The organism is Bradyrhizobium sp. UFLA05-112 (genome assembly GCF_053572325.1).
Genome location: NZ_JBANBK010000002.1, coordinates 117,672 through 141,073 on the forward strand (window position 1 = coordinate 117,672; position 23,402 = coordinate 141,073).

The window sequence follows — 23,402 nt, forward strand, 5'->3', positions numbered from 1 at the left end:
GCAAATCGGACCGTTTCTAGCGGTTCGCGCGGCATGCTGCGTTACGGCCGACGACGCGCCGGTTCGACCATCGATGATCAATGGAGTGACGTGATGAAGGTTTTCCGTATGGCGGCGCTGCTAGCGGTGCTCGCCGGGCCGGCCTACGCGCAGAATGCGATGCCCCACATCAATATGATGCAGGATACGCCGAGCAAGACCGACGAAGAGAAGGCGGTCGATGCCGAGCGCGACCAGCGTTACAAGGAGACGCTGAGGAAGATTCCGGACGCCAAGGCCGCCAACGATCCCTGGGGTGGGATGCGCGCCGATGCCCCCAAGGCCGCCGCGCCAAAGACCTCTGCTGCGGCCAAGAAGACCAAGACCGCTCCGACCGCCAACTGACCGCCCCGGTCGGCCGGACTCCTCTTCGTTCCCCGATCTCCTATATTCGAGGGGGGCGTAGGGCTGAAGGAGTAGCGGCATGGTGTTTCGTCCGCGGGATCTTGCCGACCGGATGGCGCGCCGGCGCAAGGCGGGCGACGGCTATTTGCGAGAGACCTTCACATTGCCGCGCGAGGCGGCGAGGGCGAAGGCGCAGGCCTTCTTCGCCCGCTATCCCAAGGCCGGGTATATGAGTGAGGTCGAAAGCTGGCGCGAACTGCCTGGCGGCGACATCGAGTTCACGATGCGCCGCCTGCCCAGCGCCGACTAAAGCGAGTGGCCCGGCTTGCCGCAAGTTTTAGTCTTTTTCGGAAACCCCGTTCAAAGCTTTGCCATTTAGGATCTCCCACTTCCAGGGGAGAGCGATGGCCCGGCACCGCAAAGATCTCGGCGCCCGCAGACATGTGCGGGTTGATCTCTACAGGCCCGGATTTCTGATTCCGGCACCCGATGCGCCATGGATTGAATGCACGATCGTCGAGGTCTCCGACGACGGCGTATCGATCGATGTCGGTGCGCTGCCGGTGCCGAAAGTGTTCGGCCTGTCGTTCACGACCGGCGGCGAGGTGATCCGAATCTGCATCCTGACGTGGCGCAATGGCGAGCGCGTCGGGGCGCGCTTCGTTCGTGCCAGGGATCTGCGGCGGAAGCGCCAGCGTGAGGCGGCCAGGGGAACGGCCGGGAAACCGGAGGGCCGGCCGGACACGGCTAGAGCATGATCCGGAAAAGTGTGGAGCGGTTTTCCGAAAAGATCATGCTCAAACAACAGCCTAAAGCGCGATGACGATCCATCCTAATCTCATCGCGCTTTGGTGTAGTCTAATCAAAGGATTCCGCGACGATACGAATCCGGAAAACCGGTTGCTTGGTCTCGTCCAGGAGCTCCATGTGCCATTCGGAGTTCTCCTGCAGTTTGCGGGCGATGCCGGCGGCCATGTCGGCGCAGACATGGGTCATTTCCTTCCAAGCTGCATCGCGATCGGGAAATTCGCTGGCCTGCTCCGATGAGCCCGAATAGCGCCCGTTCCGGATCCGGAAAAAATAGAGCGGCATGGCTGGCACCGATCGCGTAATGGCCGAGCCCCGAGGCCACGAGGCGCGCAGTGCAATCCCAAACCGCAGGCAGATCAACTCCGGAACTTTACGGGATTCATGAGCAGCAAAGCCGTGCGGGCAATGTGCAGGCGGCGCCCCCCACAGGGGTGCGGCCCAGTCTTGCTGACAGTTTCGCGACTGGCTCAGGCGGTCTTGCGATCGATGGCCTTCAGTTCCCGGTCGATACGCAGTTGCACGCGACGAATGGCAAGGAGATCGATCTTGGTCTCGGTCTTGCCGCTCTTGACCGTCTCACCGATGCGGAATTGCCACTGCCAGACGCCTTGTATCGCCGTCTTGGCCACGGTGAACTCGATGCCCCTGTGATTCATGGCCGACCTCCACGATTCACCCATGGTTAACGTAACAGGTTGGACGTCATAATATTCCGCCGTCCGTCAAATTTGCCGCTAAGTCGTGGATAATGCAACGAAATCCTTGACCTCTGTGGTGCGAAACAAACGAAGACGCGTGAAGGCCGCTTTCCACATATGGTGCAGCGCAAATTTCACCGGTGCTGAAAGGAACCAGTCGGCTGACCGCGCATTGGCTCGGCAAGGAAATTCATCCAGAGCCATTCGGCTCAAACCCGGCACCTTCGGATTCCATGAAGCTGATCGTCGAGCTCCTCAGGCGGGTCTGGCAGCGCGGCCGGCCCGAGACAAGCGGGTACAACCTGCACGCAAGCGAGGGCGACGACCGTTCGAGCATGGCCGATTTCGTCCGCATCCTTCAGATGCACGACCGGGAGGGCGGCCGGAGCAACTATCCGAGTTGATGGGGTGCTCCCGGGCAGGAACTTTGTTCATGGCCGGAGAACCACGGGTTCCGTGCCCGACATGTCCGCGAACGACGTGTTGGGCGAATGCGCAACGCGTTGCGGCTGCCTTGCGACAGGCCGCGCGGTCCGGGGAAAACCGACACGAGTGAGGACAGATCCCGATACGACCTTGCAATGTTTGTTCGCACATGGCAACGCCAGGTTTCATTATATGGTAGTTGCTAACTTGACCTTCTAAGAAACTGGACCTCGTAAAAGAGGATAGCGTGGGCTGGCTTCGTAATCTCGTGTTGCGCTGGGGTGCGCGAAATTTTTCTCTGGTCTGTCCGCATTGCAGGCAGCCGGCATCGCCTACGGTCTTCAGGCGCGGGCGCTATAGCCTCGGCGAGGAGACGCTCACTTGCGAGCGGTGCGGCGAGACGAGCGTGATCACCTTCTGGCGCTTTGAGGGACTATCAAACCAGCCGCCTGGCTGCGGCGGCGAATCATCCGCCGCCGGACCGCCGCTGGCACCTGGGTCGCGTCGCGCGGTGAGATGAAGCCGCGGCACGTGCCTTGCTTCGCCTCGTTGCGGGTCGAAAGGCAAAGGCGCCTCATTGGCTCGCCTCCTGGCTGATCTCCTGCGCCGCGATCCTGCCGGTCGTCCTCCCCGCCGCCCCTGCGATCGATTCCTTTTCGCTGCGGCTACGCGCAAATCCCGGGAATTGCGGGATAGAAAAAAAGCCCCGCCAGGGAGAGCCGGGCGGGGCAGAAGGTTATTGGAGGCTGAGGTGCTGGGCTGCAACACCGTAGCCAAGCAAGGTTACCCCGCGCAGCTTACAGGGAGCTTACAGGCGGGAGCGGGCGATTGGCGGTTCAAGGCCAGATTGCGGATAGGTCGTGTCGCCATCTCGAGGACGAATCCCGTCCCAATTCCGACACCCACTCGCAGAAATTACGACACAGCAATTGAGGAGACTCAGCGTTGCTCGGCGATGCCATGGGGGAACGTGGCCCGCCGATCAGGGGTGGCATATGGATAACGTAGAGCGATCATTCGCCGCTGCGACGGCGACGGGGTTTGTTGTGCTGGTTGTGGGGCTCATTCTGTTGGCCGTGCTGTAGGCCGGTACGCGCGGGGAGAGGAAGCGGCGTTGCTCGCCTCATGGGCCAAAACCGCGGACGGCGACGATGAGGAAGGCCGCGGGTGACCGTTGGCGATATTGCGGCGGCCGTGCCCTTTGCCAGCCGCTTCAGTCCCGGCCTTGGGAGCATGAGTCAGGCAATAGCGGCAATCTTGAAGATGACCTAAGGCGCGTCCCCTGATCACAAGCGGTTCCGGACGTTGTCAAAATCAACCTCGACGACAACCGGAATCAGAAGGGGCTGGCTACTTTGCATGGGGTTGTTTTCATGGATTCTGGTGAGACCCCGAAACCGCCGCGTCGCCCGTGCCAGCGGACTGGCGGCCTCAATCCGATGGACTGCAACCAATTGCTCCCTATACGAATTGGCCTACCCCATTCAGACTAGGCGTTTCGAGGCATGAACGCCTTGAGGCAGTCTGCGAACAAATTCTGACATTCACAAATTCAACTTGGGACACCGGGGGTTAAGTACGGACAGCACCTGAAGCTCAAAAAGAACATATTGCGAACATGGAACAAACAGTGTACGGTAATTTTATCGCCGGCCCGCTTCGCCAACCGTTTGTCCCTCTCGCGAATCCCCGCCATAAGGAGCACGACCAGATGTCCGCCACTGCCCTGCGTATCGTCGAAGGATCTTCCATGGACAAGAGTAAAGCCCTGGCTGCCGCGCTCTCTCAGATCGAGCGCCAGTTCGGCAAGGGTTCGGTGATGAAGCTCGGCAAGAGCGACCGTTCGATGGACATCGAGGCGGTGTCTTCCGGCTCGCTCGGGCTCGATATCGCGCTCGGCATCGGCGGCCTGCCCAAGGGGCGCATCGTCGAGATCTACGGGCCGGAATCCTCGGGCAAGACCACGCTGGCGCTGCACACGGTGGCGGAAGCGCAGAAGAAGGGCGGCATCTGCGCCTTCATCGACGCCGAGCACGCGCTCGATCCGGTCTATGCGCGCAAGCTTGGGGTCAACATCGACGATCTCCTGATCTCGCAGCCGGACACCGGCGAGCAGGCGCTGGAAATCTGCGACACGCTGGTGCGTTCGGGCGCGGTGGACGTGATGGTGATCGACTCGGTCGCTGCGCTCGTGCCGAAGGCCGAGCTCGAAGGCGAGATGGGGGAATCGCTGCCCGGTCTCCAGGCGCGGTTGATGAGCCAGGCGCTGCGCAAGCTGACGGCCTCCATCAACAAGTCCAACACCATGGTGATCTTCATCAACCAGATCCGCATGAAGATCGGTGTGATGTACGGCTCGCCGGAAACCACGACCGGCGGCAACGCGCTGAAGTTCTACGCCTCGGTCCGTCTCGACATCCGCCGCATCGGCGCGATCAAGGAGCGTGACGAGGTCGTCGGCAACACCACGCGCGTGAAGGTGGTGAAGAACAAGCTGGCGCCGCCCTTCAAGCAGGTCGAGTTCGACATCATGTACGGCGAGGGCGTGTCGAAGATGGGCGAGATCCTCGATCTCGGCGTCAAGGCCGGCATCGTCGAGAAATCTGGTGCCTGGTTCTCCTATGACAGCCAGCGCCTCGGCCAGGGCCGCGAGAACTCCAAGGCGTTCTTGAAGGCCAACCCCGATGTCACCGCCAAGATCGAAACCGCGATCCGCCAGAACTCCGGCCTGATCGCCGAGCAGATTTTGGCCGGCAATCCCGAGCGCGACGCCGACGGCGAGGAGCCGACGGAGGAGTAGGACTTAGCCGAATAGAGTTTCGCGAGGAGCGGGCGCTGAGGACGTTGAGTTGCCGACGTCATCAGTGCCCGTTTCGTTTTTGCGTGATAGAAGGGATACCGGATCAGTTGTCGAGACCGGGATCGCCGTGAGTTGGAATCAGTCCGAGGTCATTGCTGCTCGCCAAATCATCATTGAGACGGCGAAAGGTATACTTTCCGGAAGCGTGTTCCCGGTGGAAGGAGCCAGGACGATTGCGAGGCGTCGCTTCAAGGCTCGCCTCGAAGACGATCCTGATATTTTACCCTTTGTCGGAATTGCTTCCGAGACCGAATCTTTGCCGCTCGGACGCGAAAGGGCGCACTGGCAGGTACGCGCGCTCGCTGATCTGCAGGGCAGAATCGATGAATCCCAGGCTTGGGCGCTCACAATTGCGACCGCTCATTGTCAGAGCCTTCTGGCGCGATCGGCAAGTCTGATGCGTTGGCCCGACGGCTAGGATGGGTTGGACAAAGCCCATCCTACGAATCCCTCACTCCGCCGCTTGCGCGTAATCGCTCACCGGCGGGCACGAGCACACGAGGTTGCGATCGCCATAGACATTGTCGACGCGGCCCACCGGGCACCAGTATTTGTCGGTGCGCGAGGTGCCGGCCGGGAAACAGCCCTCGGCGCGGGTGTAGGCGCGGGTCCAGTTGTCATCCGCGATGTCGTGCACGGTATGCGGGGCGTGGCGCAGCGGTGATGCCTCGATCTTGAAGCGGCCGGCCTCGACCTCAGCAATTTCTTTCCGGATCGCGATCATCGCGTCGCAGAAGCGATCGAGCTCGGCTTTCGATTCCGACTCGGTCGGCTCGATCATCAGCGTGCCCGGGACCGGGAAGCTCATGGTCGGGGCGTGGAAACCGTGGTCGATCAGCCGCTTTGCAATGTCGTCGACGGTGACGCCGCTGGTCGTCTTCAGCGGTCGCGGATCGATGATGCATTCGTGCGCGACGCGGCCCTTCGCGTTCTTGTAGAGCACCGGGAAATGCGCATCCAAACGCGCCGCAACATAATTGGCGTTGAGGATCGCGATCTCGGTCGCACGCTTCAAGCCTTCGCCGCCCATCATCAGGATGTAGATGTAGGAGATAGTCAGGATCGACGCCGAACCGAAAGGTGCAGCAGAAACCGGGCCGACCGTCGCATTCGGATTGGTTGAGGGATGGCCGGGCAGGAACGGCGCGAGATGCGCCTTCACGCCGATCGGACCCATGCCCGGGCCGCCGCCGCCATGCGGAATACAGAAGGTCTTGTGCAAATTGAGATGGCTGACGTCGGCGCCGTAGTCGCCGGGCCGCGACAGGCCGACCTGGGCGTTCAGGTTCGCGCCATCGAGATAGACCTGGCCGCCATGGCCATGCACGATGTCGCAGATCTCGCGGATGTGCTCCTCGAACACGCCATGGGTCGAGGGATAGGTGATCATCATGGCGGCCAGGTCGTCCGAATGCTTCTCGGCCTTGGCGCGGAGATCGTTGACGTCGACGTCGCCGTTCTTCTCGCAGGCGACGACCACCACCTCCATGCCGACCATCGCGGCCGAGGCCGGATTGGTGCCGTGGGCGGAGGAGGGGATCAGGCACACTTTACGATGGGCGTCGCCGCGCGCGGCATGATACCCACGGATGGCCAAAAGCCCGGCATATTCGCCCTGCGCGCCCGAATTCGGCTGCAGCGAGATCGCGTCATAGCCGGTGATGTCGCACAGCCATTTTTCCAGCCGGGCGAACAGTGCGTGATAGCCCTTTGCCTGCTCGCTTGGCGCGAACGGATGCAGGCTGCCGAACTCCGGCCAGGTCAGCGGTGTCATCTCGGTGGTCGCGTTCAGCTTCATCGTGCACGAGCCCAGCGGAATCATCGCGCGGTCGAGCGCGAGGTCGCGGTCACTGAGCTTGCGCATGTAGCGCAGCATCTCGGTTTCCGAGCGGTGCGCATGGAACACCGGATGGGTGAGGAAGGGCGTCGTCCGCCTCAATGCGTCAGGCAGCACCTCGCGCGTGGTCGCGTCGATCTCGGCATAAGAAAGCTTGCCGCCGAACGCACGCCAGACCGCCTCAACGGTCGCCGGCGTCGTGGTCTCGTCGAGCGCGATGCGCAAGGCACCATCACCGAGGCCGAGATTGATATTCTCGGCCGTCGCGCGCGCGACGATCTCGTCGCGCTTCGCGCCGGCGTCTACGCTGACCGTATCGAAGAAGTTTTCGGAGCGTGGCGCAAAGCCGAGCTTGCGCAGGCCCGCGGCCAGCACGGCGGCGCGGCGATGGACAGTGCGAGCGATCTGCGAGAGGCCTTCGGGGCCGTGGTAAACGGCGTACATCGAGGCGATCACGGCGAGCAGCACCTGCGCGGTGCAGATGTTGGAGGTCGCCTTCTCACGGCGGATATGCTGCTCGCGGGTCTGGAGCGCAAGGCGATAGGCGGGCGCGCCGCGCGAGTCCACGGAGAGGCCGACGATGCGGCCGGGCAGCGAGCGCTTCAGCGCATCGCGCACCGCCATGTAGGCTGCGTGCGGTCCGCCATACCCCATCGGCACGCCAAAGCGCTGCGCCGAGCCGATCGCAATGTCGGCGCCGAGTTCGCCGGGCGAAGCGAGCAGCGTCAACGCCAGCAGATCGGCGGCAACGATCGCAAGCGCGCCCTTGGCGCGCAGCGCCGCAATGGCCGGCCGCAGGTCGCGCACCGCGCCCGAGCTGCCCGGATATTGCAGCAGCGCACCGAGCACGTTCGCCTTGTCAAGATCCGTGAGGGGATCGCCGACGATCAGGTTCCAGCCCAGGGGTTCGGCGCGGGTGCGCATCACCGCGAGCGTCTGCGGATGCACGTCCTTGTCGACGAAGAAGGCTTGCGCCTTCACCTGCGAGTGCCGCTCCGCGAGCGCCATGGCCTCGGCCGCAGCCGTCGCCTCATCGAGCAGCGAGGCGTTGGCAACATCGAGCCCGGTGAGGTCGCAGATCATGGTCTGGAAGTTGAACAGCGCTTCCAGCCGGCCCTGGCTGATCTCGGGCTGATAGGGCGTGTAGGCCGTGTACCAGGCGGGGTTTTCGAGGATGTTTCGCTGGATCACCGCCGGCAAAATGGTGCCGGAATAGCCGTGGCCGATCAGCGAGGTGAAGACCTGGTTCTGGGCTGCGAGCTCGCCCATATGCGCGATCGCTTCCGTCTCGCTCAAGGGCTTGCCGAGATCGAGGGGAGCTGCCTGTCGGATCGAGGCCGGCAGCGTCTCCGCCATCAGGGCGTCCACGCTTTTCGCGCCGACGGTGTCCAGCATCGCCGCGACATCGCGCGCGGAGGGGCCGATATGGCGGCGAACGAAAGAGGCGGTGGTGTCGCCGTCGGATTTGCGGTGCGCGGTCATCATGGGTCCTCGCTAGGAGTTGCTGTCATGCCCCGCGAAGGCGGGGCATCCAGTAAACGCAACCGTTCGAGCTAGAGCTGATAGGCCGCGGCGTACTGGATCGTCCGCCCCAGTGCGCAGTGCGCACAAGGCGGACGATGACACGAAGTATGGGGTGACTACTCGCTTCATCTCACGCCGTGTGCGCCTTGTAGGCGGCCTCGTCCATGAGGCCGCCGAGCTCGCTCTTGTCGGCAATCTTGATCTTGAAGAACCAGGCCTTGCCTGCAGCGTCCGAATTGACCAGCGCCGGCTCATCGACGATCGCCTGGTTGACCTCGAGCACTTCGCCCGAGATCGGCGCATAGACGTCGGACGCGGCCTTCACGGACTCGACCACGGCCGCAGCTTCCGTCTTCTTCAGCGCGCGGCCGACCTTGGGCAGCTCGACGAACACGACGTCGCCGAGCTGCTGCTGGGCGTAATCGGTGATGCCGACGGTTGCGACATCGCCATCGATATCAAGCCATTCATGGTCGGAGGTGTACAGCGTCGTGGTCATTCTCGGTCCTCAGCGTTTGTAGGTGTTTTTCATGAATGGCATGGCGGAGACGGTGAGCGGCAGGCGCTGGCCGCGCACTTCGGCAAAGAGCTTTGCGCCGAGCGCGCTCTTCGCGGTGGGCACATAGCCCATCGCCACCGGTGCATTCAGGCTCGGGCCAAAACCGCCGGAGGTGACCGTGCCGATCGCTTCGGCCGACGTCGCGTCCGCAAACAACAGCGCGCCCTCGCGCACCGGTGCGCGGCCTTCAGCGCGCAACCCGACGCGGCGCCGCGGCGCGCCCTGATCGAAATGGGCGAGGATCTTCTCTGCGCCCGGAAAACCGCCGGCGCGGGCGCCGCCCGCGCGGCGACTCTTCTGCACCGACCATTCCAGCGCGGCCTCGACCGGCGTGGTCGTGGTGTCGATGTCGTGGCCGTAAAGGCAAAGCCCGGCCTCGAGCCGCAGGCTGTCACGGGCGCCGAGGCCAATCGGCAGTACGTCGGAATTTGCGAGCAGCGCCTTTGCCAGGCGTTCGGCATCGCCTGCTGGAACCGAGATTTCGAACCCGTCCTCGCCGGTATAGCCCGAACGCGACACGAAACACCCGATGCCATCGACCTTGCGCGGGCCCGCGTCCATGAATTTCATGGAAGGCGCCTCCGCACAAAGTTTCGCCAGCACGGCTTCGGCCTTCGGGCCCTGGAGCGCGATCAGCGCGCGGTCGTTCAGCGACTCGATGATGCAGTCGTCGGAGAGGTGCGCGCGAAGATGCGCCTCGTCGTCGGCCTTGCAGGCGGCATTGACGACCAGGAACAGGTGATCGCCGAAATTGGCGACCATCAGATCATCGAGGATGCCGCCGTCCGGATTGGTGAACTGGGCATAGCGCTGTCGCCCCGGCGCAAGCGCCATGATGTCCTGGAGCACCAGCCGTTCCAGCGCACGGGCAGCATCCTCGACCTTGCCGGACTTCGGCCGGAGCGCGATCTGGCCCATATGGGACACGTCGAACAGGCCGGCGGAGCCGCGGGTATGCAGGTGCTCTTTCAGCACGCCAGCGGGGTACTGCACGGGCATTTCATAGCCCGCGAATGGCACCATCTTGCCGTCAAGGGACACATGCAAGGCGTAAAGGGGGGTACGTCTGAGGGAGTTTTGGTCGTCGCGTGCAAGCATCACAGGGGCCCTCGCGGTTCCCGGGGAGGATTCCCCGCGGAAACCAGTCGAAGCCCCATCTGTCGCTGTGCCTGAGAGTATTATCCCGTCGGCGGGTGCCACCCGGGCTTCAATGCCCGTCGGCGCCTCTTTCCAGATGCTGTCAAAGCCACGCGGTCCTTTTGCCTGAGAGTTTCCGGGGCGGTTGCTCCTTCGGCGCCGGCACCAAAGCCGGTCTCTCCCGACGTGGCCGTACGATACAGGTAGGTACAGAACACGGGCCAGCCAAGCCTGTCAACGCGCCTGCAACAGCTATCAACGAGGATTGCGCGCCTGCGGCAACCCTCTGATCTCTCTGCACAGTTTCTGGACAGGGCAGCTCACCTTGTCTAAAAGCGCTATCGCCCGCAGATATCAGCCTTAATTTCAGGTTTGGGCGGGACCACACCCGATTGGATGAACATGAGCGGCGTCAACGAGATCAGGTCGACCTTTCTGAACTTCTTTGCCAAGAACGGCCACGAGATCGTGCCGTCCTCGCCATTGGTGCCGCGCAACGACCCGACGCTGATGTTCACCAATGCCGGCATGGTGCAGTTCAAGAACGTCTTCACCGGCGTCGAGAAGCGCCCCTACCAGCGCGCCACCACCTCGCAGAAATGCGTGCGCGCCGGCGGCAAGCACAACGACCTCGACAATGTCGGCTACACCGCGCGCCATCTCACCTTCTTCGAGATGCTCGGCAACTTCTCCTTCGGCGACTACTTCAAGGAGCGTGCGATCGAGCTCGCCTGGAATCTGATCACCAAGGATTTCGGCCTGAAGAAGGACAAGCTGCTCGTCACCGTCTATCACACCGACGACGAGGCGGCCGGTCTCTGGAAGAAGATCGCGGGCTTCTCCGACGATCGCATCATCCGCATCCCGACCTCGGACAATTTCTGGGCGATGGGCGATACCGGCCCGTGCGGCCCGTGCTCGGAGATCTTCATCGATCGCGGCGAGCACATCTGGGGCGGACCTCCGGGCAGCCCGGAGGAGGATGGCGATCGCTTCCTCGAATTCTGGAATCTCGTGTTCATGCAGTTCGAGCAGGTGACGAAGGAGGAGCGCCAGCCATTGCCGCGCCCCTCGATCGACACCGGCATGGGGCTGGAGCGCATGGCGTGCATCCTGCAGGGCGTCGACAGCGTTTTTGAGACCGATCTCTTCCGTCAGCTGATCGATGCGACCGCGTCCGCGCTCGGCAGCGGACCGAATGAGCAGACCGTTGCCTCGTTCCGGGTGATCGCCGATCATTTGCGCTCCTCGGCCTTCCTCGTCTCCGACGGCGTGCTGCCCTCGAACGAGGGCCGCGGCTACGTGCTGCGCCGGATCATGCGCCGCGCGATGCGCCATGCGCAGCTCCTGGGCGCGAAGGAGCCACTGATGCATCGCCTCGTCTGGGCGCTGGTCCGTGAGATGGGCCAGGCCTATCCGGAGCTGGTGCGCGCCGAAAAGCTGATCGAGGAAACGCTGCGGCTGGAAGAGACCCGCTTCCGCAAGACGCTGGTCCGCGGCCTTGCCATTCTCGATGAGAAGAGCGCGTCCTTGAAGAAGGGCGACATGTTCGACGGCGACGTCGCCTTCACGCTCTACGACACTTACGGCTTCCCGCTGGATCTTACGCAGGACGCGCTCAAGTCGCGCGGCATCGGCGTCGATCAGGCTGCGTTCACCGACGCGATGGAGCGGCAGAAGGCCAAGGCGCGCGAGTCCTGGAAGGGCTCGGGCGAGGCGGCTTCCGAAGCGATCTGGTTCCCGCTGCGCGAAAAGCTCGGGGCCACCGAATTCCTCGGCTACGAGACCGAGAGCGCCGAAGGCGTTGTTTCTGCATTGGTGAAGGACGGCCAGGAAGTTGCCAGCCTCAAGGCTGGTGAGACCGGCGCGCTGGTGCTGAACCAGACGCCGTTCTATGCGGAGTCCGGCGGCCAGGTCGGCGACACCGGCGTACTGAGCGGTGAGGGCGGCCTCAAGTTCCGTGTTACCGACACGCAGAAGAAGCTCGGCGATTTCTTCGTGCACGTCGGCGCGGTGGAGAGCGGCGAGCTGAAGGTCGGCACTGCGCTCCAGCTCGAGGTGGATCACGGGCGCCGTTCTTCGATCCGCGCCCATCACTCCGCGACGCATCTGATCCACGAAGCACTGCGCCAGGTGCTCGGCGATCACATCGCCCAGCGCGGCTCGCTGGTCGCGCCCGATCGTCTGCGCTTCGACTTCGTGCATCCGAAGCCGATCACGCCGGAGGAGCTCGCTCGCGTCGAGGACATCGCCAACGACGTGGTGCTGGAGAATGACGAGGTCACCACCCGCGTCATGGGCGTGGACGAGGCCCGCGAAGCCGGTGCGCGTGCGCTGTTCGGCGAGAAATATGGCGACGAGGTCCGCGTCGTCTCGATGGGCAAGACCGCGCGCGAGCATGGCGCCAACGCACTCGGCTGGTCGGTCGAGCTTTGCGGCGGCACCCATGTCAAGCGCACCGGCGATATCGGCCTGATCACGCTGACGAGCGAAAGCGCCGTCGCCTCCGGCGTCCGCCGCATCGAGGCGCTGACCGGACGCCATGCGCGCAAGCATGCCAACGACACCATGGCGCTGGCGAAGACCGCGGCCGCCGAGCTGCGCACCTCGCTCGAGGACGTGCCGGCGCGCATCACCGCGCTGATGGACGAGCGCAAGAAGCTCGAGCGCGAATTGTCCGACGCCCGCAAGAAGCTTGCGATGGGCGGCGGTGCATCGTCCGGCAACGGCGCTGCCGCGGGCGTACGCGAGGTCGGCGACGTCAAGTTGATGGCGCGTGCGGTCGAAGGCATCGAGATGAAGGATCTCAAGAGCCTTGCCGACGACGGCAAGAAACAGATCGGCTCCGGCGTGGTCGCGATCGTCGGCGTCACCGAGGACGGCAAGGCCGGCGTCGTGGTTGGCGTCACCGCCGACCTGACTTCGCGTTTCAACGCCGTCAATCTGGTGCGCGTCGCCTCCGAAGCGCTCGGCGGCAAGGGGGGCGGCGGCCGGCCTGACATGGCGCAGGCTGGCGGGCCCGACGGCGCCAATGCGGCGGCGGCGCTCTCGGCGATCGAAAAAGCCATGGTCGGCGCGTAAACACCGTGCGCCTCGTTCCGCGAGGACGTGGGCTTCGCGATCCCAATTTGAGGGATCGCCTCTACGAACTCCTGGAGCACGATCCGCTGGCCTATTCCGCCGGGTCGCGTTTCATCCAGGTGATCATTGCCGTCATCGTGCTCGACGTCGTGGCAATGACGCTTGCCTCGGTGCCGGAACTGGACGCGCAATTCGACCCGCTGTTCTCGGCGATCACCATCCTTTCCGTGATCGTGTTCGCGCTGGAATATGCGGCGCGGTTATGGACGGTCGCCGGCCATACGCAGCGCAAGGGGTCGGCGCTTGCCGATCGGTTCTCCTACGTCTTCTCCGCGCTCGGCATCATCGATCTCATGGCGTTCCTTCCCGCAGCGATCGTGCTGGCCACCGGCCGGCACGCGACGCTGGCTGCGCTCGGCGTGCTGCCGTTCTTCAAGTTGATCCGCTATTCGCCGGCGATGCGCTCGCTGTTTGCCGCCGTCCATGCCGAACGGCGCGCGCTGATTGGATGCATCGTCATCCTGATCGGCGTGGTGCTCACCTTCGCCTCACTGCTCTACGCCATCGAGCGCGAGGTGCAGCCCGAAAAGCTCGGCACCATCCCTCAGGCGATGTGGTGGGCGATCGTGACGCTCGGCACGGTCGGCTATGGCGACGTCGTGCCCGTGACGGCGCTCGGCAAATTCGTCTCCGTGTTCGCCATCATCAGCGGCTTTGCCATGATCGCGCTGCCGGTCGCGATCATATCGAGCGCGTTTGCGGAGGAGGTGAAACGGCGCGACTTCGTCGTCACCTGGGGCATGCTCGCGCGCGTGCCGCTGTTCTCGCCCCTGACGGCATCGGAGATCGCCGACATCATGCGGCTGCTTCGCGCCCGCACGATCGAGCAGGGCGAGATTCTGGTCCGGCGCGGCGACGCCGCCTCGTCGATGTATTTCATCACCGCCGGTGAGGTCGAGATCGAGCTTCCCAACCAGCATGTGCGGCTCGCCGACGGCACGTTCTTCGGCGAGATCGCGCTGCTGCACAAGACCAAGCGCAGCGGCACGGTGACCGCGACACGCAAGACGCGGCTTCTCGTGCTCGACGCCCAGCATTTCCACGCCCTGATCGAGCGCATGCCGACGCTCGCGGCGCATGTGCACAAGACGGCTAAGGCGCGGCTCGAAGAGGCCGGCGACCTCGCGGCGACCGAGCTCGCGCAGGCGGAGCGCGAGGGCACCGACCGCTGAGCGATCAGCCCTTGCGCAGGAAGACGTAGTCGGCGGAGTAGGGCGCGCTTCTGAACTCGCCGGCCTTCTCGCATGCCCCCTCGAGCTTGCCGCCATGGGTGTTGATGCGCTGGACGGTGGTGACGGGCGTCAGAACCCCGCTGCCGCGGCGCGAGGCGACCTCGAGCTTCAGCCAGGGGATATCGCCTGCGGTTGCGCCCGGTGCGTTGCCGATGGCCTTGCCGACCACGGCGCTGCCGTCGGCGTGCTCCCAATTGGGACCTGCATAGTGCCGGCCGATCGTCTTGCCCTCGGACAGCAGCGTCGCGATCGGCTCGCGGAACGCCCAGGCCAGCTTGCCGTCGGTCCCTGTCTTGCACTCATAGACCTGCGCGCCCTCGGCGTGGACGCTGAGCACGACGCTCTCGCCGGAGGCAGCGATCGTGTCGGGGAGCGCATCGGCGGCGAACGCAGACGTGCTGGCCAGCGCGAAGACAGAAAAGGCAAGACTCTTGAATGTCGGCATGATGCTTCCTCGAACAAAGGTCTCGTCATTGCGAGGAGCTCTTGCGACGAAGCAATCCAGCGTCTCTCCGCGGAGACAGTCTGGATTGCTTCCGCCTTCGCTCGCAACGACGGTTGAGGTGAGACGCGGGCTTACGCCGCCAGCGCCTTCGCGAGGTTCTCGGCGACCTTGTCGAGGAAGCCGGTGGTGGAGAGCCAGCGCTGGTCGGCACCGACGAGAAGGGCGAGGTCCTTGGTCATGTAGCCGTCTTCGACGGTGTCGACGCAGACCTTCTCGAGCGTGGTCGCGAACTTCGCCAGCTCCGGATTGTTGTCGAGCTTGGCGCGGTGGGCGAGGCCACGGGTCCAGGCGAAGATCGACGCGATCGAGTTGGTCGAGGTCTCCTTGCCCTTCTGGTGCTCGCGGTAGTGGCGGGTCACCGTGCCGTGGGCGGCTTCGGCTTCGACCGTCTTGCCGTCGGGCGTGAGCAGGACCGAGGTCATCAGGCCGAGCGAGCCATAGCCCTGCGCGACCGTGTCGGACTGCACGTCGCCGTCGTAGTTCTTACAGGCCCAGACATAGCCGCCGGACCACTTCAGCGCCGAGGCCACCATGTCGTCGATCAGGCGATGCTCGTAGGTCAGGCCCTTGGCGTCGAATTCCTTCTTGAACTCGCGGTCGAAGACCTCCTGGAAGATGTCCTTGAAGCGGCCGTCATAGACCTTCAGAATCGTGTTCTTGGTCGACAGATAGACCGGGTAGTTGCGCATCAGGCCGTAGTTGAACGAGGCGCGGGCGAAGTCGATGATGGAGTCGTCGAGATTGTACATCTCCATGGCGACGCCGGCGCCGGGGGCCTTGAAGACCTCCTTCTCGATCACGGTGCCGTCCTCGCCGACGAACTTCAGCGACAGCGTGCCCTTGCCCGGGAACTTGATGTCAGTGGCGCGGTACTGGTCGCCATAGGCATGGCGGCCGATGATGATCGGCTTGGTCCAGCCGGGAACGAGGCGCGGCACGTTCTTGCAGATGATCGGCTCGCGGAAGATCACGCCGCCGAGGATGTTACGGATGGTGCCGTTCGGCGACTTCCACATCTGCTTGAGGTTGAACTCCTTCACCCGGGCTTCGTCCGGGGTGATGGTGGCGCACTTGACGCCGACGCCGACCTTCTTGATCGCCTCGGCAGCGTCGATCGTCACCTGATCGCTGGTCTGGTCGCGGTACTCCATCCCCAGGTCAAAGTAGAGGAGCTGCATATCGAGGAACGGGTTGATCAGCTTGTCCTTGATGTACTGCCAGATGATCCGGGTCATCTCGTCGCCATCGAGTTCGACGACGGGGTTGGACACCTTGATTTTTGCCATGATCGGGGAAGCCTCTTGGGAACGGCGCTTTGGCGCGCCAACGGGAATATCCGCCGCCTCTTAGCACCGGGAAGTGGCGGGCGAAAGCCAAGGGATTATGCACTTTTAGCTCATCCAGCTTCCGCAGATGGGGAGCCGCAGCGGCGCCGCGGCCGGGGGCGGAGCTGAAGTTTCGGACAAGATTCAAAAGCCGATTCTAACCCCGTTATTTCCCTTGAGAATTTTGTCAGGACAGGCAAACGACGGGGTAACGGAGCCGGCCCGATAGGCCTGCTTGAATCAATTCTTTGGAGCGCCTGCGTAAGGCCTTGAGGACCAGCGTGAAAGCAAAACGAGATGTCGGGGACTGACAAGAGCAAGACGGGCCTCGCCCTCGATGGTCCCATCGTGATCCTGGTCGAGCCGCAGCTCGGCGAGAACATCGGGATGGCAGCCCGTGCTATGGGCAACTTCGCCCTGAGCCGCTTACGCATCGTCAACCCGCGTGATGGCTGGCCCAACATCGCCGCCCAGCGCGCCGCGGCCGGTGCCGACCACATCCTGGAGCGGGTCGAGCTGTTCGATACCGTCGAGCAGGCGGTCGCCGATCTCGACCTGTTGTTCGCCACCTCCGCCCGGGCCCATGACCAGGCCAAGCCGGTGGTCGGCCCGGAAGCGGCGACGACCGAGATCGCCGGCCATATCGCCACCGGCGGAAGGGCCGGCATCCTCTTTGGCCGCGAGCGCTGGGGGCTGACCAACGAGGAGGTCGCGCTCGCCAACCGGGTGGTCACCTTCCCGGTCAACCCGGGCTTTGCCTCGCTGAACCTTGCGCAGGCGGTGCTGCTGGTCGGCTACGAATGGTTCAAACGAGCCACGGAGGGCGCGCTGCCGCACGGCATGCCGGAGCGCTCGGAGCGCGCCTCGCAACACCAGATCCAGGCCTTCTTCGACAACCTCGTGCGCGAGCTCGACCGCGTCGAATTCCTGCGCCCGGCCGAGAAGCGCGACACCATGCTGGTCAATTTGCGCAACATCTTCACCCGCATGGAGCCGACCAAGCAGGACATGCACACCCTGCACGGCGTGGTGATGGCGATCGCGGAAGGGCGCAAGGGGCCAGCCAAGGGCGGCGTGCTCGACGGCGAGCAGGCAACGCGGCTGCGCGCGCTGCTGGCCGAACACGGCCAGGGTGGGGCGCCCGACAGCGGCAGCACAGTGCGCGGCCTCGCGCGCCTGCTCCGCCGCAACCCGACCGATGCCGAGCGACTGCTCTGGCAGGCCCTGACCCGAGACCGCCGCTTCGCCGGCCAGTTCAAGCGCCAAACGCCGGTCGGCCGGCAGATCCCGGATTTCGTCTCGTTTCAGCACCGCATTGCGATCGAGCTGGTCAATCCGAAAGAGACTGAGACTATCGTTGCCGATCGCGCGGCGCGGCGGGCGTGGCTGGAGGAGCGCGACTATCGGGTGATCGAGATCAGGGCTGCGGATGTGGAGCGCGACCTGGAGGCCGACTTGGTGCGTTTGGCGGCGCTGCTGCGCGACAAATCGGAAAATCCGTAGGGTTTGGCAAAGCCTCGGCCATCGCTCGAAGAGCGAGGGCAGAGGCGTGCCCACCCAACAGCGTCGGTGCCCAATCCATTGGCACGCTTCGTGCAACCCAGCGCGATACGAAATGACGTTGCGTCTCCGCTTCCCGGAAGGGAGCAGAATGACGCGACCCAATCATTGGCCAAGGGAGACCCCGACATGAAGCGTTCCGACCTCACCGAAAAACTGCTCGACATCAAGCGCGAGAAGGGCTGGAGCTGGAAATACATCTGCGAGAAGATCGGCGGCTATTCCGAGGTGTTGATCGTCGGCGCGATCATGGGCCAGATGAAGCTCACCAAGCCGCAGGCGGCGAACGCCGGCGAGCTGTTCGGGCTGTCGAAGGCGGAGACTGCGATGCTCAACGAGGTGCCCATGCGCGGCACCGGCACGCCGATGCCGCCGACCGATCCCTTGATCTACCGCTTCTACGAGATGGTGATGGTCAACGGCCCGGCGTGGAAGGCGCTGATCGAGGAGGAGTTCGGCGATGGCATCATGTCGGCGATCGACTTCGACATGGCGATCGAGCGCGTCGCCAACCCCAAGGGCGACCGCGTCAAGATCACCATGAGCGGCAAATTCCTGCCTTACAAATATTACGGCGCGAGCGGCAACGTGCCGGAGTATGGCTTCAAGGAGGGGTGATACGGCGGTTAATGCCGGGTGAAGCGGCAAGTCGATGTTTGCCACCTCAGGTTCGCTTTATCGCAACCGGGGGTAGTTAAGAACGAACTCGTCACTTCAACTGCAGGAATTCGCCATGACGTTGCGTACGCCCCTTGTTTCGGCAGGCCTTGGTCTGCTTGTTATGATCGTTCCCGCTTCTGCCCAGTCACCGGGCCAGCGGGTCATCATCGAACAGTCCGGTGGCTCCCAACGTCAGGAAGGCTCGGTGCGCGTGCAGAGCACGATCAACTTCTTCGTCGCCGGGCCGAGCGGCGATACCGATGACGCGCAGAAGCTGCGCGACCGCGCGCGCCGCACAGTCTATGAAATGGCGGCGCGCGAGTGCGATCTCCTCCGCGAGGTTCTCGCCAAGGACTGCCGACTGGAGACGGTGAACAGCAACATCAACCGACAGTTCGGGCAGCAGCAGCAAGAAGGCTTCAGCGTGAGTGGTTCGATGAGCCTTCAAATCACGCTGAAATAGTTGCCGGAGGCGGGGACCTATTTCCCCGCCTTCACCTCAATCGCGGCCACCGCTGCGAGCTCATTCATCTTGGTGCGAATCGCCTGCTCGGTGAGGGCGACGCCTTTGGCTGAGAAATCGCCCAATACCTTGCGCAGGACGTCACCGTCGCCGGCTTCCTCGAAATCGGCTGCAACCACCTCCTTGGCATAGGCCGTGGCTGCATCGCCCGTGATCCCGAGCTTCTCGGCCGCCCACAGGCCGAGCATCCGGTTGCGGCGGGCCTCGGCCTTGAATCTCTGCTCCTCGTCGAGGGCGAATTTCTTCTCAAATCCTTCCTCGCGCTTGTCGAAAGTGGTCATGCTTTTCCGTTCCAATTCCCTTACCTGAATCCGGCCGTGACGCCGCGTTGCGGTGACACCAGCCGATGCCTAGATAAGGGGCACGAATCGGCAGACCAATGAGCCGTTAAGCCGCAGGCAAGACGGTATAAGTTGATGCCGGGAGAGCCGGATCGATTGTGCTGGGACCGCCAATCGGATAGGTTGCCTAAGGTTTGGTTCCTGTTCTGTTTCTATGGGTTCCGGACCGTTCACGGCAGCTCCGCTGTGGGTCGTAATCCTTGTCAACCGGAGCACACCAAATTCATGGATTTTAACAAAACACGGTACATCCCAATGAGCCGTCGGCGTCGTATTTATGAAGGCAAGGCAAAGGTTCTTTACGAAGGCCCCGAGCCCGGGACCCTGATCCAGCACTTCAAGGACGACGCCACCGCGTTCAATGCGAAGAAGCATCAGGTGATCGAGGGCAAGGGCGTCCTCAACAACCGGATCTCGGAGTACCTGTTTCAGCACCTCAACGACATCGGGGTGCCGACCCATTTCATCCGCCGTCTCAACATGCGCGAGCAGTTGATCCGCGAGGTCGAGATCGTGCCACTCGAGGTGGTGGTGCGGAACGTTGCCGCGGGCTCGCTCTCGCAGCGGCTCGGCATCGAGGAGGGCACGCAGCTGCCACGCTCGATCATCGAATTCTACTACAAGAACGACCAGCTCAACGACCCCATGGTGTCGGAAGAGCACATCACCGCCTTCGGCTGGGCGACGCCGCAGGAGATCGACGACATCATGGCGCTCGCCATCCGCGTCAACGACTTCCTCACCGGCCTCTTCCTCGGTATCGGAATCCGCCTCGTCGACTTCAAGATGGAATGCGGCCGCCTGTTCGAGAACGAGATGATGCGGATCATCGTCGCCGACGAGATCTCACCGGACTCCTGCCGTCTGTGGGACATCAAGTCGAACGAGAAGCTCGACAAGGACCGCTTCCGGCGCGACCTCGGTGGCCTGCTCGAGGCTTATACCGAAGTTGCGAAGCGCCTCGGCATCCTCATGGAGAACGAGCGTCCGGCGGGTTCGGGCCCGGTGCTGGTGAAGAGCTAAAGAGGGATTATCGACGTGAAGGCACGTGTCACCGTTACCCTGAAGACGGGCATTCTGGATCCGCAGGGCAAAGCCATCGAAGGCGCGCTGAAATCGCTCGGCGTCGATGGCGTGGCCAGCGTCCGTCAGGGCAAGGTGTTCGACATCGAGCTCGCCAGCGCGGACAAGGCCAAGGCCGAAGCCGCGCTGAAGGAGGCCGCTGACAAGCTTTTGGCGAACACGGTGATCGAGAATTATCGCGTCGAGATTGTGTAGCGTTCACAGCCATCCGACGCGGCGGAAGCGCCAATAGAGCGCGATGCACGAAATCAGCATCAGGCCGAGTACGGCAAAATAACCGTACTCCCACTCCAACTCCGGCATGTGCTTGAAGTTCATGCCGTAGATTCCTGCGACCGCCGTTGGGATGGCGATGATCGCGAGCCATGAAGCAAGCCTCTTGGAGACCACGGTCTCCTGAGCCTGGCCGACCAGCAGACTCGCTTCGAAGGCGAAGGCCAGCACCTCGCGCATGGAATCGATGCGCTCCTGGATATTCCGGACGTGGTCGGTGACGTCCCGGAACAGAGGCTGCATGGTCTGACGCACCATCGACAGCTCGTCATGCTCGAGCCGACGGCAGACTTCGACCAGCGGGCCGATCGCATTGCGCAGCCGCAACAGATCGCGGCGCAGCATGTAGAGCCGCTCGATCTGCGCCTTGGTGATCACGTTGGAGAGCACGTGGTCCTCGATCTCCTCGACCTCCTCATGGATGCTTTCGAGCACGGGGGAGTAGTTGTCGACGATGAAATCGAGGATGGCATAGAGGATGTAGTCCTCGCCCCGGGCCAGCGCCCGCGGACAGCTTTCGCAGCGCGCGCGCACCGCGGTGTAGGACGTCGAGGCGCCGTGGCGTACCGTCACGAGATAGCCGTCGCCGACGAAGATGTGCGTCTCGCCGAAGGCTATCCGGCCGTCGATCAGTTGCGCTGTACGCGCGACGATGAACAGGGCTTCGCCATATTGCTCGATCTTCGGCCGCTGATGGGCGTTGTTGGCATCTTCGATTGCGAGCTCGTGCAGATCGAATTGCTTCTGCACCGCGGCGAGCAGCGCCATGTCGGGCTCGTGCAACCCGATCCAGACGACGTGCCCGGGCTTTGCCCGCCAGCTCGAGGCTTCGCTGATCGCGATGTTGGCCACGCGCCGGCCGTCGACATAGGCGCCGGCAGCAACGACGCCCTCGGTGGAGACCGGTTCGGCTGGGGATGTAGGCGACGACGGGACGTTCATGGCTTCAATCCCCGGCAAAATCGTTGGCCAAAGGGCGGGTTATGGCCTGTGCACAAAGCCGTCAGGTGAGGCTAGCACTGGTAAAATCCGCGTCAAATGGTTATGTCTCCTCACGATTTGGCCGCCGGCCAGCCCGATTCCATTCCTCGCTTCGGAACTCAAAGCCATGAAAGCCGCCATCCTCGTCTTTCCCGGAATCAACCGCGAGCGCGACATGGCGCGTGCGCTGAAGCTGATCTCGGGACACGAGCCGGCGATGGTCTGGCACGCTGAGATGTCGCTCCCCGTTGGGACCGATCTCGTCGTGGTGCCCGGTGGCTTCTCCTATGGCGATTACCTGCGCTGTGGCGCCATCGCCGCGCGCGCGCCGGTGATGGACGCGGTGCGCGACTATGCGGCGAAGGGCGGGCTCGTGCTCGGCGTCTGCAACGGTTTCCAGATCCTCTGCGAGTCCGGCCTGTTGCCGGGCGTGCTGATGCGCAATGCGCGGCTGAAGTTCATCTGTCACGACGTGCATCTGCGCGTCGAACGCTCCGACACGCCGTTCACCCGCGGCTACAATGCCGGCCAGGTGATCCGCGTGCCGGTCGCCCATGGCGAGGGCAATTACGAGGCGGATGAAGAGACCATCAAGCGGCTCGAAGGCGAGGGGCGGGTGCTCTACCGCTACTGCTCGGCCGAAGGCGTGGTCGACGAGGCCCACAACATCAACGGCGCAGCGCATTCCATTGCCGGCATCGTCAACGACAAGGGCAACGTGCTCGGCATGATGCCGCATCCGGAAAACCACGTCGAAGACATCATGGGCTGCACCGACGGCCGTGGCCTGTTCGCCGGCCTCGCGGCGCATCTCGACCTCGCGGCATGAACCTCGTCACGCGACATCGCGGCTGACCGAGGGTTGTTCGATGACGTGGCGCTGCTTTCGAGCTACGCGCCCGATGGAGGCGTCGCCTTCCGCTTCACCCGCTTGATCGTGCCGGAAAAGGTGAACAGCCGACGCTCGCCGGCCATCATCTCGCCGCGCAGGAAGATCAGCGAGCCGCCGGCGCGGGTGACCTCGCCGGTGCATTCGATCAGCTCGCCCTCGTGGCCGGCATCGAGGAATTCGCAGCCAAAATTGACGGTCACGCCCCGGCCGTCCAACGCATGGCGGCCGATCGCGAACAGGCAATAATCGGCGAACGCCATGAAGCATCCGCCGTGGACGTTTTGGGACCCGTTGAGGTGCTTTTTCTCCACCCGGAAGGCGCAGCGGACGCGGCCGTCCTCCTCGAAGCGGTGCCAGAAGGGGCCGATATGGTTCTCAAAACTGTCGCGAATCCAGGTCTGCCAGCCCTTGAATTCCCCCTCGGTCGCGACGTGCAGGTCGGGGCGGGGGGAAGAAGTCGTCTTGGTCAGCTCGTGCAAGGAATGGGGCCTTCAAATGAGAGGTTTTTGCCCTTAAATCCGATCCGTCCGTGCTGTGCAATTCCTGTTCCCGCGGGCCCCTTCTGCAAAACTATGGACAGTGGGAAAATGCGCCTTAAAGGGCTTTTCGCGAGGCCCGGATGTTCCTAAGAACGGCCAGACCCCGCCGAAA

At 63.5% G+C, this 23,402-nt stretch carries 24 protein-coding genes and 1 riboswitch; of the genes, 14 read left to right on the top strand and 10 right to left on the bottom strand.

Features of this window, described 5'->3' with window-relative positions; all coding sequences use genetic code 11:
• Positions 1-93: 93 nt before the first annotated feature.
• From SO180_RS01785 to SO180_RS01795, 3 genes are all read left to right on the top strand, one after another.
• Positions 94-384: a lysozyme inhibitor LprI family protein gene (locus tag SO180_RS01785; protein ID WP_449377129.1), complete on the top strand. Its 291-nt coding sequence runs from the start codon at positions 94-96 to the stop codon at positions 382-384.
• A 79-nt stretch (positions 385-463) separates the two neighbouring features.
• On the top strand, positions 464-694 hold the full coding sequence (locus SO180_RS01790; protein WP_027526271.1) for a hypothetical protein: 231 nt from the start codon (positions 464-466) through the stop codon (positions 692-694).
• Positions 695-788: 94 nt separating this feature from the next.
• Positions 789-1,142: a hypothetical protein gene (locus SO180_RS01795; RefSeq protein WP_449377130.1), complete on the top strand. Its 354-nt coding sequence runs from the start codon at positions 789-791 to the stop codon at positions 1,140-1,142.
• Positions 1,143-1,242: 100 nt separating this feature from the next.
• On the opposite strand, the gene SO180_RS01800 is transcribed toward SO180_RS01795, so the two are convergent.
• Together SO180_RS01800 and SO180_RS01805 are read right to left on the bottom strand one after the other, a co-directional pair.
• Positions 1,243-1,476, bottom strand: a complete 234-nt coding sequence (locus tag SO180_RS01800; protein ID WP_449377131.1) for a DUF6894 family protein — start codon at positions 1,474-1,476, stop codon at positions 1,243-1,245.
• A gap of 185 nt (positions 1,477-1,661) precedes the next feature.
• The gene (locus SO180_RS01805) at positions 1,662-1,850 is read right to left on the bottom strand and encodes a hypothetical protein (RefSeq protein WP_449377132.1); all 189 of its coding nucleotides are present in this window, start codon (positions 1,848-1,850) and stop codon (positions 1,662-1,664) included.
• 275 nt (positions 1,851-2,125) lie between these two features.
• Here SO180_RS01805 and SO180_RS01810 point away from each other — a divergent pair, with 275 nt between their 5' ends.
• The 3 genes from SO180_RS01810 (at position 2,126) to SO180_RS01820 (ending at position 5,596) form a co-directional block, all read left to right on the top strand.
• On the top strand, positions 2,126-2,296 hold the full coding sequence (locus SO180_RS01810) for a hypothetical protein (protein WP_449377133.1): 171 nt from the start codon (positions 2,126-2,128) through the stop codon (positions 2,294-2,296).
• Positions 2,297-4,029: 1,733 nt separating this feature from the next.
• Complete coding sequence (recA, locus tag SO180_RS01815; protein ID WP_027527840.1) at positions 4,030-5,118, top strand: recombinase RecA; 1,089 nt, start codon at positions 4,030-4,032, stop codon at positions 5,116-5,118.
• A 49-nt stretch (positions 5,119-5,167) separates the two neighbouring features.
• Positions 5,168-5,596, top strand: a complete 429-nt coding sequence (locus SO180_RS01820; RefSeq protein WP_449377134.1) for a hypothetical protein — start codon at positions 5,168-5,170, stop codon at positions 5,594-5,596.
• Positions 5,597-5,629: 33 nt separating this feature from the next.
• Here the strand turns inward: SO180_RS01820 and gcvP are convergent, their stop codons facing one another.
• The 3 genes from gcvP to gcvT all read right to left on the bottom strand — a co-directional run bounded on the left by gcvP (position 5,630) and on the right by gcvT (position 10,196).
• Positions 5,630-8,497, bottom strand: coding sequence for an aminomethyl-transferring glycine dehydrogenase (gene gcvP, locus SO180_RS01825; RefSeq protein WP_449377247.1), 2,868 nt, complete (start codon positions 8,495-8,497; stop codon positions 5,630-5,632).
• 172 nt (positions 8,498-8,669) lie between these two features.
• Positions 8,670-9,038 carry a glycine cleavage system protein GcvH gene (gene gcvH, locus SO180_RS01830; RefSeq protein ID WP_449377135.1) on the bottom strand — a complete coding sequence of 123 codons (369 nt, stop codon included), beginning with the start codon at positions 9,036-9,038 and terminating at the stop codon, positions 8,670-8,672.
• Positions 9,039-9,047: 9 nt separating this feature from the next.
• Positions 9,048-10,196 carry a glycine cleavage system aminomethyltransferase GcvT gene (gcvT, locus tag SO180_RS01835; RefSeq protein WP_449377136.1) on the bottom strand — a complete coding sequence of 383 codons (1,149 nt, stop codon included), beginning with the start codon at positions 10,194-10,196 and terminating at the stop codon, positions 9,048-9,050.
• 144 nt (positions 10,197-10,340) lie between these two features.
• Positions 10,341-10,429: riboswitch (glycine riboswitch) on the bottom strand.
• A gap of 208 nt (positions 10,430-10,637) precedes the next feature.
• Here gcvT and alaS point away from each other — a divergent pair.
• Complete coding sequence (gene alaS / locus SO180_RS01840; protein ID WP_449377137.1) at positions 10,638-13,316, top strand: alanine--tRNA ligase; 2,679 nt, start codon at positions 10,638-10,640, stop codon at positions 13,314-13,316.
• Positions 13,317-13,321: 5 nt separating this feature from the next.
• Positions 13,322-14,548, top strand: a complete 1,227-nt coding sequence (locus SO180_RS01845; protein WP_449377138.1) for a cyclic nucleotide-gated ion channel — start codon at positions 13,322-13,324, stop codon at positions 14,546-14,548.
• Positions 14,549-14,552: 4 nt separating this feature from the next.
• On the opposite strand, the gene SO180_RS01850 is transcribed toward SO180_RS01845, so the two are convergent.
• Together SO180_RS01850 and SO180_RS01855 are read right to left on the bottom strand one after the other, a co-directional pair.
• The gene (locus tag SO180_RS01850) at positions 14,553-15,053 is read right to left on the bottom strand and encodes a DUF3455 domain-containing protein (protein WP_449377139.1); all 501 of its coding nucleotides are present in this window, start codon (positions 15,051-15,053) and stop codon (positions 14,553-14,555) included.
• Between the two features lie 131 nt (positions 15,054-15,184).
• Positions 15,185-16,399: an NADP-dependent isocitrate dehydrogenase gene (locus SO180_RS01855; RefSeq protein ID WP_449377140.1), complete on the bottom strand. Its 1,215-nt coding sequence runs from the start codon at positions 16,397-16,399 to the stop codon at positions 15,185-15,187.
• A 336-nt stretch (positions 16,400-16,735) separates the two neighbouring features.
• Here SO180_RS01855 and SO180_RS01860 point away from each other — a divergent pair, with 336 nt between their 5' ends.
• From SO180_RS01860 to SO180_RS01870, 3 genes are all read left to right on the top strand, one after another.
• Complete coding sequence (locus tag SO180_RS01860) at positions 16,736-17,941, top strand: TrmJ/YjtD family RNA methyltransferase (protein WP_449377141.1); 1,206 nt, start codon at positions 16,736-16,738, stop codon at positions 17,939-17,941.
• A gap of 186 nt (positions 17,942-18,127) precedes the next feature.
• The gene (gene cynS / locus SO180_RS01865) at positions 18,128-18,616 is read left to right on the top strand and encodes a cyanase (RefSeq protein WP_449377142.1); all 489 of its coding nucleotides are present in this window, start codon (positions 18,128-18,130) and stop codon (positions 18,614-18,616) included.
• Positions 18,617-18,731: 115 nt separating this feature from the next.
• On the top strand, positions 18,732-19,121 hold the full coding sequence (locus SO180_RS01870) for a hypothetical protein (protein ID WP_449377143.1): 390 nt from the start codon (positions 18,732-18,734) through the stop codon (positions 19,119-19,121).
• Between the two features lie 17 nt (positions 19,122-19,138).
• Here SO180_RS01870 and SO180_RS01875 read toward each other — a convergent pair whose 3' ends face one another.
• Positions 19,139-19,462: a DUF1476 domain-containing protein gene (locus SO180_RS01875; protein WP_449377144.1), complete on the bottom strand. Its 324-nt coding sequence runs from the start codon at positions 19,460-19,462 to the stop codon at positions 19,139-19,141.
• 315 nt (positions 19,463-19,777) lie between these two features.
• Here SO180_RS01875 and purC point away from each other — a divergent pair, with 315 nt between their 5' ends.
• Both purC and purS read left to right on the top strand, forming a co-directional pair.
• Positions 19,778-20,545 carry a phosphoribosylaminoimidazolesuccinocarboxamide synthase gene (gene purC, locus SO180_RS01880; protein ID WP_008974302.1) on the top strand — a complete coding sequence of 256 codons (768 nt, stop codon included), beginning with the start codon at positions 19,778-19,780 and terminating at the stop codon, positions 20,543-20,545.
• Between the two features lie 15 nt (positions 20,546-20,560).
• Positions 20,561-20,800, top strand: a complete 240-nt coding sequence (gene purS / locus SO180_RS01885; protein WP_449377145.1) for a phosphoribosylformylglycinamidine synthase subunit PurS — start codon at positions 20,561-20,563, stop codon at positions 20,798-20,800.
• A gap of 3 nt (positions 20,801-20,803) precedes the next feature.
• Here purS and corA read toward each other — a convergent pair whose 3' ends face one another.
• Positions 20,804-21,820 (bottom strand): magnesium/cobalt transporter CorA, encoded by a 1,017-nt coding sequence (gene corA, locus SO180_RS01890; protein ID WP_449377146.1) that lies wholly within the window; start codon positions 21,818-21,820, stop codon positions 20,804-20,806.
• Between the two features lie 166 nt (positions 21,821-21,986).
• On the opposite strand from corA, the gene purQ reads away from it, so the two are divergent.
• Positions 21,987-22,688: a phosphoribosylformylglycinamidine synthase subunit PurQ gene (gene purQ / locus SO180_RS01895; RefSeq protein ID WP_449377147.1), complete on the top strand. Its 702-nt coding sequence runs from the start codon at positions 21,987-21,989 to the stop codon at positions 22,686-22,688.
• Positions 22,689-22,750: 62 nt separating this feature from the next.
• Here the strand turns inward: purQ and SO180_RS01900 are convergent, their stop codons facing one another.
• Positions 22,751-23,230, bottom strand: a complete 480-nt coding sequence (locus tag SO180_RS01900; protein WP_449377148.1) for a PaaI family thioesterase — start codon at positions 23,228-23,230, stop codon at positions 22,751-22,753.
• Positions 23,231-23,402 lie beyond the last annotated feature (172 nt).

What these genes read in the sequence shown, in the direction of transcription:
- cynS (WP_449377142.1), top strand. Translation starts at nt 18,128, where the DNA reads ATGAAGCGTTCCGACCTCACCGAAAAACTGCTCGACATCAAGCGCGAG.
- SO180_RS01800 (WP_449377131.1), bottom strand. Translation starts at nt 1,476, where the DNA reads ATGCCGCTCTATTTTTTCCGGATCCGGAACGGGCGCTATTCGGGCTCA.
- SO180_RS01860 (WP_449377141.1), top strand. Translation starts at nt 16,736, where the DNA reads ATGTCGGGGACTGACAAGAGCAAGACGGGCCTCGCCCTCGATGGTCCC.
- gcvH (WP_449377135.1), bottom strand. Translation starts at nt 9,038, where the DNA reads ATGACCACGACGCTGTACACCTCCGACCATGAATGGCTTGATATCGAT.
- alaS (WP_449377137.1), top strand. Translation starts at nt 10,638, where the DNA reads ATGAGCGGCGTCAACGAGATCAGGTCGACCTTTCTGAACTTCTTTGCC.
- SO180_RS01785 (WP_449377129.1), top strand. Translation starts at nt 94, where the DNA reads ATGAAGGTTTTCCGTATGGCGGCGCTGCTAGCGGTGCTCGCCGGGCCG.
- SO180_RS01870 (WP_449377143.1), top strand. Translation starts at nt 18,732, where the DNA reads ATGACGTTGCGTACGCCCCTTGTTTCGGCAGGCCTTGGTCTGCTTGTT.
- purQ (WP_449377147.1), top strand. Translation starts at nt 21,987, where the DNA reads ATGAAAGCCGCCATCCTCGTCTTTCCCGGAATCAACCGCGAGCGCGAC.
- SO180_RS01790 (WP_027526271.1), top strand. Translation starts at nt 464, where the DNA reads ATGGTGTTTCGTCCGCGGGATCTTGCCGACCGGATGGCGCGCCGGCGC.
- gcvT (WP_449377136.1), bottom strand. Translation starts at nt 10,196, where the DNA reads ATGCTTGCACGCGACGACCAAAACTCCCTCAGACGTACCCCCCTTTAC.
- recA (WP_027527840.1), top strand. Translation starts at nt 4,030, where the DNA reads ATGTCCGCCACTGCCCTGCGTATCGTCGAAGGATCTTCCATGGACAAG.
- SO180_RS01855 (WP_449377140.1), bottom strand. Translation starts at nt 16,399, where the DNA reads ATGGCAAAAATCAAGGTGTCCAACCCCGTCGTCGAACTCGATGGCGAC.
- SO180_RS01810 (WP_449377133.1), top strand. Translation starts at nt 2,126, where the DNA reads ATGAAGCTGATCGTCGAGCTCCTCAGGCGGGTCTGGCAGCGCGGCCGG.
- SO180_RS01875 (WP_449377144.1), bottom strand. Translation starts at nt 19,462, where the DNA reads ATGACCACTTTCGACAAGCGCGAGGAAGGATTTGAGAAGAAATTCGCC.
- SO180_RS01805 (WP_449377132.1), bottom strand. Translation starts at nt 1,850, where the DNA reads ATGAATCACAGGGGCATCGAGTTCACCGTGGCCAAGACGGCGATACAA.
- purC (WP_008974302.1), top strand. Translation starts at nt 19,778, where the DNA reads ATGAGCCGTCGGCGTCGTATTTATGAAGGCAAGGCAAAGGTTCTTTAC.
- SO180_RS01850 (WP_449377139.1), bottom strand. Translation starts at nt 15,053, where the DNA reads ATGCCGACATTCAAGAGTCTTGCCTTTTCTGTCTTCGCGCTGGCCAGC.
- SO180_RS01795 (WP_449377130.1), top strand. Translation starts at nt 789, where the DNA reads ATGGCCCGGCACCGCAAAGATCTCGGCGCCCGCAGACATGTGCGGGTT.
- corA (WP_449377146.1), bottom strand. Translation starts at nt 21,820, where the DNA reads ATGAACGTCCCGTCGTCGCCTACATCCCCAGCCGAACCGGTCTCCACC.
- gcvP (WP_449377247.1), bottom strand. Translation starts at nt 8,497, where the DNA reads ATGACCGCGCACCGCAAATCCGACGGCGACACCACCGCCTCTTTCGTT.